This is a genomic window from Erythrobacter sp. S259 (genome assembly GCF_057364965.1).
The window spans coordinates 1,482,425-1,497,526 of record NZ_CP200286.1 but is presented as its reverse complement, the minus strand read 5'-3'; the positions used below and the strand labels follow the sequence as shown (position 1 = coordinate 1,497,526).

The following is a 15,102-nucleotide window of genomic DNA, read 5'->3' as shown; positions in this document are numbered from 1 at the left end:
AACCATCTCCTTGGGGCGGTACTTAGCGGCAAGGGGTATCCTGAAACAAGTTCAGGATGACCGGTCTCTGTCAGGCGCACCCTGCCGCGCTCTTCAGCAATTCCATGAAAGTAGGGAAACTTGTCGCAATCGGCGCGGTGTCGTCCACCTCAACGCCGTCTTTGCTAGCAAGGCCTGCGATTGCCATGCTCATTGCGATGCGGTGGTCGAGATGCGTTTTGACACGCGCATTGGAGGTGCCTCGCAGCGGCTCTCCGCCAGTGCCGTGGATGGTGAGGCCGTCCTCTTGCTCCGCGATACGGGCTCCAACGGCAGTGAGGGCTGCGGCCATTACAGCGATGCGGTCGCTTTCCTTGACGCGCAGCTCTTCAAGGCCGGTGCATACCGTTGTGCCCTGCGCGAAGGCAGCGGCGACGAAGAGCGCGGGAAATTCATCCACCATGCTTGGGACGATTGCCGGATCGACCTCAATGCCGGTGAGGGGGGCATGGCACACGCGCAGGTCTGCGACAGGCTCGCCGCCAACTTCGCGCAGGTTCAATTCCTCGATGTCCGCGCCCATTTGCCCCAGCACGGTAACGATCCCGGCGCGCGTCGGGTTAAGGCCGACGTTCTCGATCACAAGATCGCTTCCCGGCACAATGCTGGCAGCGACAAGGAAGAATGCGGCGGAGGAGGGATCACCGGGCACTTCCACATCCACCGGCTTGAGGTCCGCCTCGCCGTGGATGGCAATAACGCGCTCGCCGTTCTCTTCGCCCACCTCGAGCTGGGCACCGAACCCTGTCAGCATGCGCTCTGTGTGGTCTCGCGTGGCGACAGGCTCGATCACGCGGGTGATGCCGGGAGTGTTGAGGCCTGCAAGCAGCACCGCACTTTTTACCTGAGCGCTCGCCACAGGAAGGTGATAGGTGATGGGCACTGCTGGAAATGCGCCTTTCAGCATCAGGGGAAGAGTGCCCCCTGAGGACGCCTCAAACGAAGCCCCCATCTGGCTCAAAGGCGTGATCACACGGTCCATCGGCCGGCCTGAAAGGCTCGCGTCTCCCACGAACGTCGCTGTGAGCCGGTGACTGGCAAGCAGTCCCATCATCAGCCGGGTCGATGTGCCGGAATTGCCCATATCAAGCGCTTGGCGCGGCTCCACCAGGCTGCCAAGGCCAGCGCCGTGAACTACCCATGTGGGACTGTCTGCGCCGTTTTCTTGCCGCTCTATGTGCGCGCCCAATTGCCGCATGGCCGCAGCCGTCGCGAGCACGTCTTCGCCTTCGAGCAGCCCCGTGATGCGGCTTTCGCCGACCGCAACGCCTGCAAACATCAAAGAACGGTGGCTGATCGACTTATCGCCTGGCACGCGCAAACGGCCGGTCAAAGGGGCGGAAGATGTAAATGTGTGGGCAGTCATATTGGGGCAGGTCTTTGACAGCGGCCAAGGGCTATGGCAAGGCGCGCGCCAATCAAATTCGAATGCACTGGAGCGAGCTCTTGATTCCGGTACATCCCGAACCCAACTGACCCTCTCATGTTTGCTCCCTGACTTGATGTGCAGGACCAGATAAGGACTAGACCCAATGCCCAAACCCGAATGGGGAACCAAGCGCACATGCCCGGAAACTGGCGAACGCTTCTATGATCTTGGCAATGACAACCCCGTGACCAGCCCCAATGGCCATAAATGGTATCCAGAGCCTGTGCTGAAATCCAAACAGCCGATCCCAATTGATGACCCTGAAAAGGCAAAGGCTGGCGAAGCAGACACCGATCTTGCGGCTGATGATGAAGATGATGAACTCAAAGACATCGAGAACATCGACGACGCTGAAGCATCTGCGGATAACGACGTTGATCTTGGCGGCGACGATGATCTTGGCGTGAAGCCGGCCAAAGACGACGACAGCAGCGACGATAGCTGATTTTGCTCTTGCGTTTCGCAGGGGGCGGTCTTAATGGAGCGCTCCCTAGCGACGCCCAATTGGGCGAAAGCGAGGGGTCGGCCTTGGCAACAGGGCCAACATGACGATGAAATGGGGCCTTAGCTCAGCTGGGAGAGCGCAACACTGGCAGTGTTGAGGTCAGCGGTTCGATCCCGCTAGGCTCCACCATCGACTTGTCTTTTCCGCCCGGGTGGGCTGCAAATCGCCCGGCTTTGGGCTTCCGGTGCTCACGACCCTTAAGGTCGCTGCGCGCCGGGTCACAAATCCGAACGATTTTCGCCGACACCCAGACGAAAAATACAAGCCGATGCCTCCCTTCCTCGTCATTGCGAGGAGCGAAGCGACGCGGCAATCCATGGCGCAGCGTTTCGAGATATACAAAGCCGGTTATCCGTCGAGGATTTCCGCACGCTGGCCGACGAGGTTTCGTCCGCCGGCGTTTTTCGCGTTTATCAGGCGGCATTATGTTGTCTGAGAGGAGTAGTTGAAGATGTTTGACAATCTGTCCGATCGCTTAGGCGGCGTCTTTGACAAGCTCAAAGGCCTCGGAGTGATGTCAGAAAAAGTGGGCACCACTTTTTCGGTTCGGCATCGCGACCACAAAAAACAAGCGGCCTACAACGTCGGAAGTATAAACAATGTTTGATAACCTATCCGACCGTCTCGGCGGAGTATTCGATAAACTTAAAGGCCGCGGCGCGCTGAAAGAGCAAGACGTCCGCGATGCGATGCGCGAAGTGCGTGTGGCTTTGCTTGAAGCCGACGTGGCGCTTCCGGTTGCGCGGCGGTTCATTGATGCGGTCACTGAGAAGGCCGTGGGCTCTGAAGTCCTCAAATCGGTCACTCCGGGGCAGCAAGTCGTCAAGATCGTCCATGATGAACTTGTCGCAATGCTCACAGGCGAGGGCGATGAGGTTGGCGCTGGCGAAGAGCTGAACTTCAACGCAGCGCCTCCGGTCGTCATTATGATGGTCGGGCTACAGGGCTCTGGTAAAACCACCACAACCGCAAAACTCGGCAAGCTGATCCGCGAACGGCACGGCAAGAAGGCCATGATGGCCTCATTGGACGTGAACCGTCCCGCCGCACAGGAACAGCTCAAAGTTCTGGGCGAACAGGTTGATGTCGCGACCCTGCCAATTGTCGAGGGCCAGCAGCCGGTTGATATCGCACGGCGCGCCATGGGAGCCGCCAAGCTCCAGAACTTCGACGTTCTCCTGCTCGACACCGCAGGGCGCCTCCACGTTGACGAAGCCCTGATGGCCGAAATGAAGGCGGTGAGCCAAGTCTCAGCGCCCACCGAAGTGCTGCTCGTCGTCGACAGCCTCACCGGACAAGACGCGGTGAACGTCGCGCAGAGCTTCTCCGGCGAAGTCCCGCTTACCGGCGTGGTGCTCACCCGGATGGACGGCGATGCACGCGGCGGTGCAGCGCTTTCGATGCGCGCTGTGACCGGCAAGCCGATCAAATTTGCTGGGACAGGCGAAAAGCTCGACGCGATTGAAACCTTCCGCCCAGCCTCGGTCGCCGACCGTATCCTTGGCATGGGCGACGTTGTCAGTCTTGTCGAAAAGGCGGCGGCAACGATCAAAGAGGAAGAAGCCGCTCAGCTTGCTGAGAACTTCGAGAAGGGCAAATTCGACCTCAACGATCTGCGTATGCAATTGAAGCAAATGCAGAATATGGGCGGTCTTGGGATGCTCGCTGGCATGATGCCGGGTATGAAAAAGGCCAAACAAGCCCTCGCGGCGTCCAATATGGACGACAAGGTGCTGGTCCATATGGATGCGATCATTGGTTCGATGACGGCCAAAGAACGAGCCTCGCCAGGTCTGATGAACGCCAAGCGCAAAAAGCGTGTTGCGGCGGGTTCTGGCACCGATGTGCAGACCGTGAACAAGCTCCTGAAAATGCATCAGGAGATGTCCAAAGCGATGAAGCAATTGAAGAAAATGGGCGGCCTGAAAAGCCTTGCTGCCATGTTTGGTGGTGGGGGTCCTGGCGGCGGTGGCGGCATGCCTCCCGGTATGGGCGGTCTCCCTCCCGGCATGGGTGGTCCCGGCGGCGGAATGGGAGGCCTTCCTCCCGGTCTTCCCGGCCTTAGTGGTCCCAAGAAGAAATAGCTTACGAACTTTAGAAATACAGACAGTTACACTTGAAAGGTAATCTCTAATGGCAGTTGCAATCCGTCTTTCGCGCGGCGGGGCTAAAAAGCGCCCTTACTACCGCATCGTCGTCTCTGACTCGCGTTCACCGCGCGACGGTAAGTATCTTGAGCAAATCGGCACCTACAACCCCCTGCTCGCAAAGGACAATCCTGAGCGCGTAAAGCTCGACGAAGACCGTGCGCGTCACTGGCTTTCGGTTGGCGCGAAGCCTTCGGACCGTGTGCACCGCTTCCTCGACAAAGCAGGCATTCTTGAGCGTGAAGCGCGCGAGAACCCCAACAAAGGCAAGCCCGGCGAGAAAGCCGTAGAGCGCGCTGAAGAGAAGGCTGAGAAGCTGAAAGAAGCCGAAGAAGCAGCGAAAGCCGCTGAAGAAGCGGCAGCCGAAGCACCTGCGGAAGAAGCAGCGCCAGAAGAAGAGGTCGCAGAGGCTCCTGCGGAAGCCCCAGCCGAAGAAGCGCCCGCTGAAGAGGCACCCGCTGAAGAAAAGTCGGAAGACTAAGCTTCCCATGATGAATACCGTTCGTGCTGAGCTTGTCGAAGCACAGGCGAGCCATCGCGCGCGCCCTTCGACAGGCTCAGGGCGAACGGAGTTTTGTCCATGAGTTCAGGCGAACCCATTGTCCTCGCCGCCGTTACCGGCGCGCATGGAGTTGCGGGTGAGGTTCGCCTCAAATTGCTTGGCGAGGGGCTTGATGCCCTTAAAGCCCACAAGTCATTCAATTCAGGCGAACTTACCCTCACAAAAATCCGCTCCGACAACAAGGGTGGGGCGGTTGCGCGCTTTGCTGAGGTGCTGGGGCGCGGGGCCGCGGAAAAACTGCGCGGCACCACGCTTAGCGTACCGCGTGAGGAACTCCCGCAGCTTGAGCAGGACGAATATTACCACGCCGACCTGATCGGCCTTGCCGCGCACACTGACGAAGGCCGGGTGATCGGCACGGTGGCTGCGGTCCAGAACTACGGCGCGACCGATATCATTGAAATCGTCCTCGATCCCCCGCCAGCGAAGGGCATGAAGACCATTATGGTCCCCATGACCAAGCAGGCCGTGATCGAATGGGACGCACAAAGACTTGTCATCGCCGGGGATTTCGCCGACCAATAGCGCCTCATGAGCGCATTGACAGACCCCGACCTTTGGCACCGCGTCGAAGGTTATCGCATTGGCCCGGCCGATGCCGACTTCACCTTTGCCGCGCGCCTTGCTCGCGAAAATCGCTGGGCACCTGCCTTTGCCGAGCGGGTCATCACCGAATACAAGCGCTTCTGTTATCTCGCCTGCACCGTGGCCCACGAAGTCACGCCGTCCGACGCGGTGGACCAAGTCTGGCACCTGCACCTCACTTTTAGCCGCGATTATTGGGGCGAGTTTTGCCCCAATGTGCTAGGCATGGACCTCCACCACGGGCCCACCGCAGGAGGGCAGGTCGAGCGCACCCGGTATTACGACCAATATGCTGACACTTTGCGCTCTTACGAAGAAGCATTCGGCGAGCAACCGCCTGCCGATATCTGGCCCGGTGCCGGAAGGCGATTTGGCAGAGACCCGCTGGCCGTCCGCGTTAATCCCAAAGATGTCATGGTGTTAGACAGGCGGATAGCCATTTTGGGCGCTTTTGGATGGATCGTTCTCGGCATCGCGATTACAGTGCTGATCGGAGGAATGTTCTGATGGAAATTTTCAGCTCTTATTCTGGCAGCGACTTTCTTGTTTTCTACGGCGTTATGCTCGCGACCTGCATTGCGGCAGGCCTGTGGATCCCGGCCAATTTGCGGCCCCAAGGCAAACGCGGCGAGACTGAAGACTTGGAGGAAGTTGCGGTTCTGACCGGCGGCGCGGATCGTTTGAGCGTAGCGGTGCTCTCTTCCCTCTTTGCCAAAGGCTCTCTTCGCGAAGGAGCAACGGGCAGGCTGAACGTGCGCCGCAGGGACGAGCCTGATGGCGATGCCGAACAGGCGGTCCTCGCCAAAGTGGGTGATTTCACTCCGTCCGAGGCGCGCAAGACCATCAATGCGCAGGCCGACCGGGTCGAGGCGCGGCTTATCCGGCGCGGGCTTATGATGGACGCATCAGAGCGGCTGCGGCTGCGTTTTCTTTCCGCGCTGCCTTACGCATTGTTGTTCGTCATCGGCATTTATCGCCAACAGGCAGGAGAGGCCGCAGGCGAGCCCACTGGCCTCCTGATCGTGCTTTTGGCTGTCACCTTTGTGTTTGGTTTGATCCGCTTTTTCACAGGCAACAAACGCACCATTTCCGGTCAGAAAGTGGTGAAGGCGCTTGAGGAAGAAGGCAACCGTTTGAAGCGCGCCCCGCAAGCCAGTGAAGCGGGCTTTGCGGTTGCTTTGTTCGGAACCGGAGTGCTTGTCGGTACACCTTGGGAGCCCGTGCACGCCGCGCGAACCGCAGGGTCTGGCGGAGACGGCGGTTACGCGGGCGACAGCAACGATGGCGGCGGCAGTGGCTGCGGTGGTGGCGGCTGTGGTGGTTGCGGGGGTTAGTCCTTGCCACTACGAGCTAAACAATGATCCTAATTGTTCTCTTCGCGATACTCGTAGCGTTGGCTTTGGTCGGAATGGTGGCGATCCTTTTCGCGTTCATTATGGATCGCTGGGTAAGCGGTCTTAGCGTCGGCATTCGGTCAGTTATCGCAGCGATAATTGCTGGCTCATTGTATGCGTTCCCTTCGTTCTTAAGCACTTCTAAAGAGGGTGAAAGCTGGGTCCCCTTTGTATTAGGTGCCTTGGCCATGTCTGCGTTTGCTGGTTTCCCTGCAGCATACACCTACTCACGCAAGCTAGAGCGTCAGCGAGCCAATCAAATTAAAACGGACGAAAATTAATGACCACACTTAAGGTCGCCATTTGCCAAGCCGCTCCCATTCCGCTCGATTTCACCGGCGGTATTGAGAAGGCGGCCCGTTTGTCGCGCGAGGCGATTGAAGCGGGGGCGCAGTTTGTGGCCTTTGGAGAGACGTTTCTGGGCGGCTATCCGCTGTGGCTCGATGAGGCTCCGGGTGCAGCGCTGTGGGACCATCCGGGGACGCAGGCGTGTCACCAGATTATGCTCGACAACGCCATAGTGCCGGGGGATGAGCGGCTGCTGCCGTTGCAGGAGCTGTGCGATGAGAGCGGGGCTTGCATCTCCATCGGCGCGCATGAGCGGCTTCGCTCGAGCCTTTACAACAACCAATTGCTCTTCCGCCCCGGCCTGCCGCCCTTGGACCACCGCAAGCTGGTGCCAACCCATGGCGAGCGGCTGATCTGGATGCGCGGCGATGGTTCGACCTTGGGCGTGCATGAGGCGGAATGGGGCAATGTGGGCAACCTCATCTGCTGGGAGCACTGGATGCCGCTGGCGCGCGCCGCGATGCACAATCTGGGCGAGGCGGTACATGTCGCCGCGTGGCCCACAGTGCGCGAGGAATATGCGATTGCCTCGCGGCACTATGCGATGGAGGGGCGGTGCTTTGTCCTCGCCGCAGGGCTGGTACAGCACCGCGATGACCTGTTCGATGGGCTGGAGCGTGTCGGTGGTTCTGCGGAGGCTAAGGAGCTGTTCGAGGCGATTGAGGGCGAGGCGCTCAATCGCGGTGGTTCGATGATTATCGCGCCCGATGCGCGGGTTTTGGCGCAGGCGGGCGAGGGCGAGGAGATTTTGCACGCCGAGCTCGACCTGTCAGAGCGCGGGCAGGGGCTCACCAGCCTTGATACCGACGGGCATTATTCGCGGCCTGACGTGTTTGAGCTTAACGTGGATACGCGGGCGAAGGATGGGGTGAATTGGAGTTAGTCTTCTTCACGACTGAATTCTTCTCCGAGCCCCTCGCCTTCGCTGGTTGGGTGGTGAATGCATTTCTTGCCGGTATTGGCGTCCTCGTTTGGTCACTTTTCTGGCCAATCGAGCGGCCTTGGCTTCAGTCGCTCTCTGCGATCACCGTATTGGTGACGCTAGAGTTCATGGTTATATTCGCGTGGCTTGGGGAGCCGAGAGAAACGCTGATTGATGTCTTAACGATTGCAGAGTTCTGGTTGGGTTTCACGCTTACTGTTTTGTGTTCTTGGCCTCTGGTTCTGCTCATTGCTTGGTGGTGTAAGCGACGGCAGCAAAGGAAAGATCAGTTAGCGGTTGGAACATTTGAATGACCTTCGCTGCCACCATCCTCACTCTTTACCCGGAGATGTTTCCCGGCCCCCTCGGCGTGAGCCTTGCAGGCAAGGCGCTTGAGCGCGGCGATTGGTCGCTTGAGACGGTTAACCCTCGCGACTTTGCCATCGACAAACATCGCAAGGTCGATGACACGCCCGCAGGTGGCGGGGCGGGGATGGTGCTTAAGGCCGATGTGATGGCGCGGGCTTTGGACTCAATCCTCCCCGGACCGGGGAGGGGGACCGCGCGAAGCGTGGTGGAGGGGCAGGGTGAGGTAAACGCCCCCTCCGACCGCCTGCGGCGGCCACCTCCCCCGGTAGGGGAGGATGTTTCCGTGCCCGTCCTCGCCATGACCCCTCGCGGAAAACCCATCACCCAAACCCGCATTCGCGAGCTCGCGGCAGGCCCCGGTGTCACCATTTTGTGCGGCCGGTTTGAAGGCTTTGACGAGCGCCTGTTCGAGGCTCGCCCGCAAATCGAGGAAGTGTGCCTTGCCGACATCGTCCTTTCAGGCGGCGAAACAGCCGCGATCACCATACTTGATGCTTGCATTCGGCTGCTTCCCGGCGTAATGGGCGCGGCTTCTAGTGGGACTGAAGAGTCGTTTGAGGACGGCCTGCTTGAGTATCCCCACTATACCCGACCTCAAGAATGGGAAGGGCGCACGATCCCGCAAGTGCTGCGATCGGGGGATCATGCGAAGGTTGCAGCTTGGCGAGACGCCAAAGCGCAAGAAATCACTCGGTTACGCAGGCCGGACTTATGGGAACGCTATCGTGGCGATCCAGTCCTGTCTGCCTCTGGCGCGCGGCGAAAGAAAAAGGAAACGGACCAGTGAACCTGATCCAGCAAATCGAAGCTGAAGAAATCAGCAAGGTTGAAAAAGAAATTCCCTCATTTCGCGCAGGCGACACCGTTCGTGTCGGCGTGAAGGTGAAAGAGGGCCAACGCGAGCGTATTCAGAACTTTGAAGGTGTGGTCATCGCGCGTTCAAATCGCGGCATGGGCTCCAACTTCACCGTGCGCAAAATGAGCTTTGGCGAAGGTGTGGAGCGTGTGTTCCCGCTGTATGCGCCAATCGTTGACAGCATCACTGTGGTGCGCCGCGGCGTCGTGCGCCGTGCGAAGCTTTACTATCTGCGTGGCCGCACCGGTAAGCGTGCGCGTATCGCGGAACGCCGGGAAAACGCTCCGAAGAAATAAGAGCGAACCTACAAGGTTTTTGAAAGGGCGGCCCATTGCGGGCCGCCCTTTTTCATTGGGGCCTCTTGCCTTTCGCCGTCGTCATTGCGAGGAGCGTCAGCGACGCGGCAATCCAGCGCCGTCGTGCAATCCGCTCTGGATTGCCACCCCCGGATCAAGTCCGGGGTCGCAATGACGAGGAAACTTATCGAATGCGCTTACTTCTTGCCGCAGCCGCTGCCGCACTCCTTTCCACTACAGCCACGGCCCAAACTGACATGACCGAAACCACAGAGCTTACTTTTGAGCGCGTCTTTGCTTCGCCGTCGCTGAATGGCTCATCTCCTCGCGGTGTGCAGTTTTCGCCTGACGGGCGGTATCTCACACTGCTTAGGAACCGGGCTGAAGATGCTGCGCGCTATGATCTTTGGGGCTTTGACCTGACGACGCGCCAGTGGACGATGCTGGTCGATTCAGAAGCGATCGGCACAGGCCGGGAGCTTTCCGAAGACGAGAAGATGCAGCGCGAGCGAGCGCGGGTGGGGAACCTCAAGGGCATCATCACCTACCAATGGGCAAGCGATGCCTCTGGCGTGTTGGTGCCGATTGATGGGGATTTATACTTCGCAAAACTCGGCGGTGAAGTGCAGCGCCTGACCGACACTGAGGCGAGCGAACTCAACCCCAAGCTTTCCCCTCGCGCGGGCTACGTATCCTTTATCCGCGACCGGCAATTATGGGTCGGTGAAGTGGGCGGGGAGGCTGCGCCGATTACTCCCAAGGAGGATGACACCATCCGCTGGGGCGAGGCGGAGTTTGTCGCGCAAGAAGAGATGAGCCGCCTCACCGGCTATTGGTGGAAGGGCGATGACACCCGCCTCGCCGTGCAGCGCACTGATGAAAGCCCCGTGGGGATCGTCACGCGCGCAGCCATCGGCGCAACGGGGACGCAAGTATTTGACCAGCGCTATCCGGTTGCGGGCTCAGACAACGCAATCGTTGAACTCTACGTGATGAACCCTGACGGCGGGAACCGCGTGAATGTGGACCTTGGCGAAGAGACCGACATATACATCGCGCGGGTCGATTGGGGGCCAGATGGCAATCTCTACGTCCAGCGCCAGAACCGCGAGCAGACCGTGCTCGATATGCTCAAGGTCGACCCCGCGACAGGTGAGAGCGAGATTTGGTTCACGGAAAACGCCGCGCGCGAGAATTATTGGATCAACCTTTCCGACAACTACCGCTTCCTTAAGAACGGCTCTCTCCTGTGGTGGTCGGAGCGCGATGGGTATGGCAATTTCTACCGCTTCGATGGCAGCGATTGGATGCAGCTCACCAGCCTAAAGGAGCCGGTGACAAAGCTCGTTGGGATCAATCAGGACAAAGACCAGCTCTTCTTCACCGCCGTTGAGGGCGTCCTCACCGAGCAGGTCTATTCGGCGAGCCTATCCGGCCCCTCACAGCCAAAGCGCTTGACCGAGACTGACTTTACCAACACCGCCAGCATGGACCCGACGGGCTCGCTAATGCTGGTAAGCCGTTCCGCGCCTGACCAGCCTCCGCAAAGCTATCTTGCAGGCGATCTGGGCCAGCGTCTCACTTGGGTCGAGGAAAATGCTCTGGGTGAGGACCATCCTTACACGCCGTTTTTGCTGGGCCACACGATGCCGGAATATGGCACGATCCCGGCGGAAGACGGGACCGAGCTTCACTACATGATGCTCAAGCCGGAGATGGAGCCCGGCAAGAAATATCCTGTTTTCTACTACCACTATTCAGGGCCCGGGCCGCAGATCGTCGACAAAGGCTGGGGCGGGGCGCTCGCGCAGGCTGTGGTCGACAAGGGCTACATCTATTTCGCGCTCGACAACCGGGGCACCGCCAATCGCGGCGTGGATTTTGAGCAACCGATCTACCGCGCAATGGGCGGGGTTGAAGTGGTTGATCAAAAGACCGGCGCTGAGTTCCTGAAAACGCTTCCATTTGTCGATGGGGACAAACTTGCGCTCTATGGCTGGTCCTATGGCGGATACATGACGTTGAAGCAGCTTCAGGCCGATCCGGGGCTTTACGCAGCAGGCATTTCCGGCGCGCCGGTGACGAAGTGGGAGCTTTACGACACGCACTACACAGAGCGTTTTATGGGCGACCCGCGCGAAGTGCCTGAGGCATACGAGACCGCCAGTGCTATCCCAAATGCGACCAAAATTGCGGATCCGCTGCTGCTCATCCACGGCATGGCGGATGACAATGTGGTGTTTGAAAACTCGTCTGAACTCATCAGCGTGATGCAAGAGAACAATGTGCCCTTCGAGATGATGCTCTATCCCGGCTACACCCACCGTGTGTCAGGTGAGCAGATTTCACCGCATATGTGGAATTCAATTTTCCGCTTCCTTGAGGCGCACGGGGTGACGCCGCCGGAGTAGAAAGCGTCATCCCGAACTCGTTTCGGGATAACCCTCTAACCTTGGTGCTATGCCGCTGTTATCCTGAAACAAGTTCAGGATGACGGTTAGGGTGTATTGAGCCACTCCAGCGCCTTAGCCGCCACCTCATCGGGCGCTTCGACTTGCGGGTAGTGACCAATCGTTGGCAGCAAATGATGCAGCGCCCCCGGCACCACTTCGCGCCATTTGTCGTAAGCGTGCTTGCCAGAGACCGGATCAAGCGCGCCGTTGATAAGGCCTATCTTGCCCTCAGCACCGCGCAGAGCCGTTTCCCAGCGCGCCTTATGCGTGCGCCGATCCGCGATGTAGTGGAGCAGCTTGTGCATGATGCGGTTGCCAGAGTTGTGGCTGATGAAGCTCCAAAATTTGTCTAGCTCCTGCGCGCTAGGTTTGGTGGCCGGGCCGAAAACTTGAGAGAAGCTTTTTCCGAAGCTGTTCCGGCTAATGAGCAGGCCGAGCAGGAATCCAAGAGGCGACACACCGATTTTCTGCATGAGTACGGGGCGGTGCTGATCGGGAAAAATGCCGCCGTTGAGGAACACGCATTTGCCTAAGCCCCCAGCGCCCGATCCGTCCTGCTGGCGGGCGAGCAATTCCTGACCCACCGACACGCCGTAGTCATGCACGAGAGCGTCAAATTCGCCCACGCCGAGATGCGCCAACAATACCTCTTGAATGTCGGCCTGTTTGTGGATCGAATACCCAGAACGAGGCTTATCCGAGAGCCCGAAACCCAGCATATCGCAAGCGATTAACCGATGATCGGCACCCAGTGTTTCCCACACTCCAGCCCAATCCCATGCACAGGTCGGATAGCCATGCACCAGCAACAAAGGGCGTGCAGACGTATTCTCACCTGTCCAATAGGCAATCTGGTGCCCCTGAAAGTCGAAATATTTGGCCTTTTGCCGCCAAACCTGTGTATCGGCTGCCATGAATTCTCACCTTTAAGACTGAACCGAAGGAATACCACCAATGGGCTACCGTGTAGCAGTCGTGGGCGCGACCGGAAATGTTGGCCGCGAAGTGATGCAGATCATGGCCGAACGCGAATTTCCCGCAGACGAAATCGCAGCGGTTGCATCCTCGCGCAGCCACGGCACCGAGGTTGAATATGGCGACAGCGGAAAAATGCTCAAATGCCGCAATATCGAACATTTCGACTGGGCTGGCTGGGATATTGCATTGTTCGCGGCAGGCTCCGGTCCTGCGAAGGAATACGCGCCTAAGGCAGCGGCTGCTGGGTGCGTGGTGATCGACAATTCCTCGCTTTACCGCATGGACCCAGACGTGCCGCTCATCGTGCCTGAGGTGAACCCGGATGCGATTGATGGCTACATTGCCAAGAACATCATCGCGAACCCCAACTGCTCCACCGCTCAGCTTGTGGTGGCGCTAAAGCCCTTGCACGATGCTGCGACAATCAAGCGCGTCGTCGTCTCCACCTATCAATCAGTCTCTGGCGCAGGCAAAGCGGGGATGGACGAGTTGTTCGAACAGTCGCGCGCCATCTTCGTCGGTGACCCGGTCGAACCTGCAAAGTTCACCAAGCAGATCGCCTTTAATGTCATCCCGCATATCGACGTCTTCCTCGATGATGGTTTCACTAAGGAAGAGTGGAAGATGACAGTCGAAACAAAGAAGATCCTCGACCCCAAGATCAAGCTCACCGCCACATGCGTGCGCGTGCCGGTGTTTGTCGGTCACGCAGAGGCGGTGAACATCGAGTTCGAGAAGGAAATCTCAGCCGAGCAGGCCCAGGAAATCCTGCGCGAGGCCCCCGGCATCATGCTGATCGATAAGCGAGAGGACGAAGGCTACGTCACCCCGGTCGAGGCGGCAGGCGACAGCGCCACCTACATCAGCCGGGTGCGCGAAGATGCAACAGTTGAGAACGGGCTTGCGCTGTGGTGCGTGTCCGATAACCTTCGCAAAGGCGCAGCACTGAACGCGGTGCAAATCGCGGAACTGCTTGGGCGGCGTCACCTCAAAAAGGGCTGAGTTTTATGCGGAAAATTGGTACTCTTGTTCTGGCCGGTTTGCTCGCGTCATGCGGCGGTGAAGCTTCGGAAAACGGCGCGAATGATGAGACTATCGAGGCTAAGCCAATTTCTGACAATATCGCTATTATGCTCAATGGGGATGGGCTTAGTCTTAATGACGAAGCGCAAACTACCTTTAATTTTGGTGCCGAAGAAGCTGAGGTCCTAGAAGGTCTTGGTGCGCTTTTAGGTGAACCAAACGCTGTTTTTGAACAGCCTGCGTGTGAACCCGGCACTCTAACGCTCGTCGAGTATTCTGGTGGGCTTACCGTGAATATAATGCGCGGGGCCTTCGTTGGTTGGGTAGTGGGATTGGGAGGAGAACCTAAGTATGCGACCGCCGAAGGCGTTGGCATAGGAACATCGTTTGATGTCTTAGAAAACTCACATCTTGTTGTTCGTAGTGGCATATCTCCTCTCGGCGCGGAATACTCAACCGTTGGCGGGTTTGCGTTCAGCGTCTCTGACTCAGGAGGTGGGCAAGAAGTGCAAGCCATGGACGCAGGCAAAGTCTGCTTCAAATGATGTTGATGGAAAATTTTCGCCGACCGTTTGTTACTGGCCTTGCCATCCTCGCTCTCGGCTCCTGCGACAGTGGACAGGTCCCGTCGCCTGCGGACCGTATGTCGGGCGATGTTCCTGTCGATACCGCGGGCGAGGGCCTCGTCGCGCTCCACGGTGAGGGGCTTGTTGCAGGATCAGAGAGCTTTTTCTTCGCTGCCGGCCGCAACGAGGTTGAAGGCTTGCTTACCAAGGTGCTCGGCGAACCTGTAGAACGCGGCACCATCGAAGAATGCGGAGCAGGGCCGATGGAGATCACCAGCTATCCGGGAGAGCTTAACGTGAACTTCCAAGAGGGCGCTCTTGTCGGCTGGAACGTCGGCACGCCGCCTGAGGGTGAGGCAGGCAAGATCCAGGTCGACGCAGACGCCGCAATTGGGATGCCCGCCGATGAGCTGGCCAATGTCGCCGGTTATGCACCCATCGAAGGCAGCACCTTGGGCGAGGAATTTTCGCTCAGCGATGCGATGGGCGGTTTCGTGGATAAGGGCGCGGTTTCGATGCTGTATGCCGGGACGCAGTGTTTCTTTAGATAGTATCGTCATCCCAGCGAAAGCTGGGATCTCAAGCGCCAGGCGTTTCGGTGTGCGGCCCTAGACTCCAGCTTTCGCTGGA

At 58.7% G+C, this 15,102-nt stretch carries 18 protein-coding genes and 1 tRNA gene; 17 read left to right on the top strand and 2 right to left on the bottom strand.

The annotated features are described in order from the left end of the window. Nucleotides 1–70: 70 nt before the first annotated feature. The gene (gene aroA, locus AC0V60_RS07115) at nt 71–1,405 is read right to left on the bottom strand and encodes a 3-phosphoshikimate 1-carboxyvinyltransferase (RefSeq protein ID WP_486177799.1); all 1,335 of its coding nucleotides are present in this window, start codon (nt 1,403–1,405) and stop codon (nt 71–73) included. Nucleotides 1,406–1,571: 166 nt separating this feature from the next. Here aroA and AC0V60_RS07110 point away from each other — a divergent pair, with 166 nt between their 5' ends. The 14 genes from AC0V60_RS07110 (at nt 1,572) to AC0V60_RS07045 (ending at nt 11,863) form a co-directional block, all read left to right on the top strand. Further along, nucleotides 1,572–1,913 (top strand): TIGR02300 family protein, encoded by a 342-nt coding sequence (locus tag AC0V60_RS07110; RefSeq protein ID WP_486177798.1) that lies wholly within the window; start codon nt 1,572–1,574, stop codon nt 1,911–1,913. A 113-nt stretch (nt 1,914–2,026) separates the two neighbouring features. Further along, nucleotides 2,027–2,102: transfer RNA gene (locus tag AC0V60_RS07105), tRNA-Ala, on the top strand. A 322-nt stretch (nt 2,103–2,424) separates the two neighbouring features. Further along, the gene (locus AC0V60_RS07100; RefSeq protein WP_486177797.1) at nt 2,425–2,580 is read left to right on the top strand and encodes a hypothetical protein; all 156 of its coding nucleotides are present in this window, start codon (nt 2,425–2,427) and stop codon (nt 2,578–2,580) included. Further along, entirely contained in the window at nt 2,573–4,057 is a 1,485-nt protein-coding gene (gene ffh, locus AC0V60_RS07095) for a signal recognition particle protein (RefSeq protein WP_486177796.1), read from the top strand. Before AC0V60_RS07100 ends, ffh begins: the two co-directional genes overlap by 8 nt. A 49-nt stretch (nt 4,058–4,106) precedes the next feature. Further along, entirely contained in the window at nt 4,107–4,601 is a 495-nt protein-coding gene (gene rpsP / locus AC0V60_RS07090; RefSeq protein WP_486177795.1) for a 30S ribosomal protein S16, read from the top strand. Between the two features lie 99 nt (nt 4,602–4,700). Further along, nucleotides 4,701–5,207, top strand: a complete 507-nt coding sequence (gene rimM / locus AC0V60_RS07085) for a ribosome maturation factor RimM (protein ID WP_486177794.1) — start codon at nt 4,701–4,703, stop codon at nt 5,205–5,207. 6 nt (nt 5,208–5,213) lie between these two features. Further along, complete coding sequence (locus tag AC0V60_RS07080) at nt 5,214–5,774, top strand: glycine-rich domain-containing protein (RefSeq protein ID WP_486177793.1); 561 nt, start codon at nt 5,214–5,216, stop codon at nt 5,772–5,774. Further along, complete coding sequence (locus AC0V60_RS07075) at nt 5,774–6,601, top strand: TIGR04222 domain-containing membrane protein (protein ID WP_486177792.1); 828 nt, start codon at nt 5,774–5,776, stop codon at nt 6,599–6,601. Before AC0V60_RS07080 ends, AC0V60_RS07075 begins: the two co-directional genes overlap by 1 nt. A gap of 23 nt (nt 6,602–6,624) precedes the next feature. Continuing rightward, nucleotides 6,625–6,942, top strand: coding sequence for a hypothetical protein (locus AC0V60_RS07070; protein ID WP_486177791.1), 318 nt, complete (start codon nt 6,625–6,627; stop codon nt 6,940–6,942). Beyond that, nucleotides 6,942–7,892 carry a carbon-nitrogen hydrolase family protein gene (locus tag AC0V60_RS07065; protein WP_486177790.1) on the top strand — a complete coding sequence of 317 codons (951 nt, stop codon included), beginning with the start codon at nt 6,942–6,944 and terminating at the stop codon, nt 7,890–7,892. The genes AC0V60_RS07070 and AC0V60_RS07065 overlap by 1 nt, the downstream gene beginning before the upstream one ends. Continuing rightward, nucleotides 7,883–8,245 carry a hypothetical protein gene (locus tag AC0V60_RS07060; RefSeq protein ID WP_486177789.1) on the top strand — a complete coding sequence of 121 codons (363 nt, stop codon included), beginning with the start codon at nt 7,883–7,885 and terminating at the stop codon, nt 8,243–8,245. Before AC0V60_RS07065 ends, AC0V60_RS07060 begins: the two co-directional genes overlap by 10 nt. Continuing rightward, the gene (trmD, locus tag AC0V60_RS07055; RefSeq protein ID WP_486177788.1) at nt 8,242–9,087 is read left to right on the top strand and encodes a tRNA (guanosine(37)-N1)-methyltransferase TrmD; all 846 of its coding nucleotides are present in this window, start codon (nt 8,242–8,244) and stop codon (nt 9,085–9,087) included. Before AC0V60_RS07060 ends, trmD begins: the two co-directional genes overlap by 4 nt. Then, a complete protein-coding gene (gene rplS / locus AC0V60_RS07050) occupies nt 9,084–9,452 on the top strand; it encodes a 50S ribosomal protein L19 (RefSeq protein WP_486177787.1) in 369 nt (122 codons plus the stop codon). The genes trmD and rplS overlap by 4 nt, the downstream gene beginning before the upstream one ends. A gap of 191 nt (nt 9,453–9,643) precedes the next feature. Continuing rightward, nucleotides 9,644–11,863 (top strand): S9 family peptidase, encoded by a 2,220-nt coding sequence (locus AC0V60_RS07045; protein WP_486177786.1) that lies wholly within the window; start codon nt 9,644–9,646, stop codon nt 11,861–11,863. Nucleotides 11,864–11,949: 86 nt separating this feature from the next. Here AC0V60_RS07045 and AC0V60_RS07040 read toward each other — a convergent pair whose 3' ends face one another. Next, nucleotides 11,950–12,819 (bottom strand): alpha/beta fold hydrolase, encoded by an 870-nt coding sequence (locus AC0V60_RS07040; RefSeq protein WP_486177785.1) that lies wholly within the window; start codon nt 12,817–12,819, stop codon nt 11,950–11,952. A gap of 40 nt (nt 12,820–12,859) precedes the next feature. Here AC0V60_RS07040 and AC0V60_RS07035 point away from each other — a divergent pair, with 40 nt between their 5' ends. Genes AC0V60_RS07035 through AC0V60_RS07025 form a run of 3 tightly spaced genes read left to right on the top strand, consistent with a single transcriptional unit; the run spans nt 12,860 to nt 15,023 of the window. Continuing rightward, nucleotides 12,860–13,885 (top strand): aspartate-semialdehyde dehydrogenase, encoded by a 1,026-nt coding sequence (locus AC0V60_RS07035; protein WP_486177784.1) that lies wholly within the window; start codon nt 12,860–12,862, stop codon nt 13,883–13,885. A 5-nt stretch (nt 13,886–13,890) separates the two neighbouring features. Beyond that, nucleotides 13,891–14,451, top strand: coding sequence for a hypothetical protein (locus tag AC0V60_RS07030; protein ID WP_486177783.1), 561 nt, complete (start codon nt 13,891–13,893; stop codon nt 14,449–14,451). A gap of 5 nt (nt 14,452–14,456) precedes the next feature. Beyond that, entirely contained in the window at nt 14,457–15,023 is a 567-nt protein-coding gene (locus tag AC0V60_RS07025) for an aspartate-semialdehyde dehydrogenase (RefSeq protein ID WP_486177782.1), read from the top strand. Nucleotides 15,024–15,102 lie beyond the last annotated feature (79 nt).

Excerpts from the sequence above, each read along its gene's own strand:
- aroA (WP_486177799.1), bottom strand. The coding sequence starts at position 1,405 with ATGACTGCCCACACATTTACATCTTCCGCCCCTTTGACCGGCCGTTTG.
- AC0V60_RS07110 (WP_486177798.1), top strand. The coding sequence starts at position 1,572 with ATGCCCAAACCCGAATGGGGAACCAAGCGCACATGCCCGGAAACTGGC.
- AC0V60_RS07100 (WP_486177797.1), top strand. The coding sequence starts at position 2,425 with ATGTTTGACAATCTGTCCGATCGCTTAGGCGGCGTCTTTGACAAGCTC.
- ffh (WP_486177796.1), top strand. The coding sequence starts at position 2,573 with ATGTTTGATAACCTATCCGACCGTCTCGGCGGAGTATTCGATAAACTT.
- rpsP (WP_486177795.1), top strand. The coding sequence starts at position 4,107 with ATGGCAGTTGCAATCCGTCTTTCGCGCGGCGGGGCTAAAAAGCGCCCT.
- rimM (WP_486177794.1), top strand. The coding sequence starts at position 4,701 with ATGAGTTCAGGCGAACCCATTGTCCTCGCCGCCGTTACCGGCGCGCAT.
- AC0V60_RS07080 (WP_486177793.1), top strand. The coding sequence starts at position 5,214 with ATGAGCGCATTGACAGACCCCGACCTTTGGCACCGCGTCGAAGGTTAT.
- AC0V60_RS07075 (WP_486177792.1), top strand. The coding sequence starts at position 5,774 with ATGGAAATTTTCAGCTCTTATTCTGGCAGCGACTTTCTTGTTTTCTAC.
- AC0V60_RS07070 (WP_486177791.1), top strand. The coding sequence starts at position 6,625 with ATGATCCTAATTGTTCTCTTCGCGATACTCGTAGCGTTGGCTTTGGTC.
- AC0V60_RS07065 (WP_486177790.1), top strand. The coding sequence starts at position 6,942 with ATGACCACACTTAAGGTCGCCATTTGCCAAGCCGCTCCCATTCCGCTC.
- trmD (WP_486177788.1), top strand. The coding sequence starts at position 8,242 with ATGACCTTCGCTGCCACCATCCTCACTCTTTACCCGGAGATGTTTCCC.
- AC0V60_RS07045 (WP_486177786.1), top strand. The coding sequence starts at position 9,644 with ATGCGCTTACTTCTTGCCGCAGCCGCTGCCGCACTCCTTTCCACTACA.
- AC0V60_RS07040 (WP_486177785.1), bottom strand. The coding sequence starts at position 12,819 with ATGGCAGCCGATACACAGGTTTGGCGGCAAAAGGCCAAATATTTCGAC.
- AC0V60_RS07035 (WP_486177784.1), top strand. The coding sequence starts at position 12,860 with ATGGGCTACCGTGTAGCAGTCGTGGGCGCGACCGGAAATGTTGGCCGC.
- AC0V60_RS07030 (WP_486177783.1), top strand. The coding sequence starts at position 13,891 with ATGCGGAAAATTGGTACTCTTGTTCTGGCCGGTTTGCTCGCGTCATGC.
- AC0V60_RS07025 (WP_486177782.1), top strand. The coding sequence starts at position 14,457 with ATGGAAAATTTTCGCCGACCGTTTGTTACTGGCCTTGCCATCCTCGCT.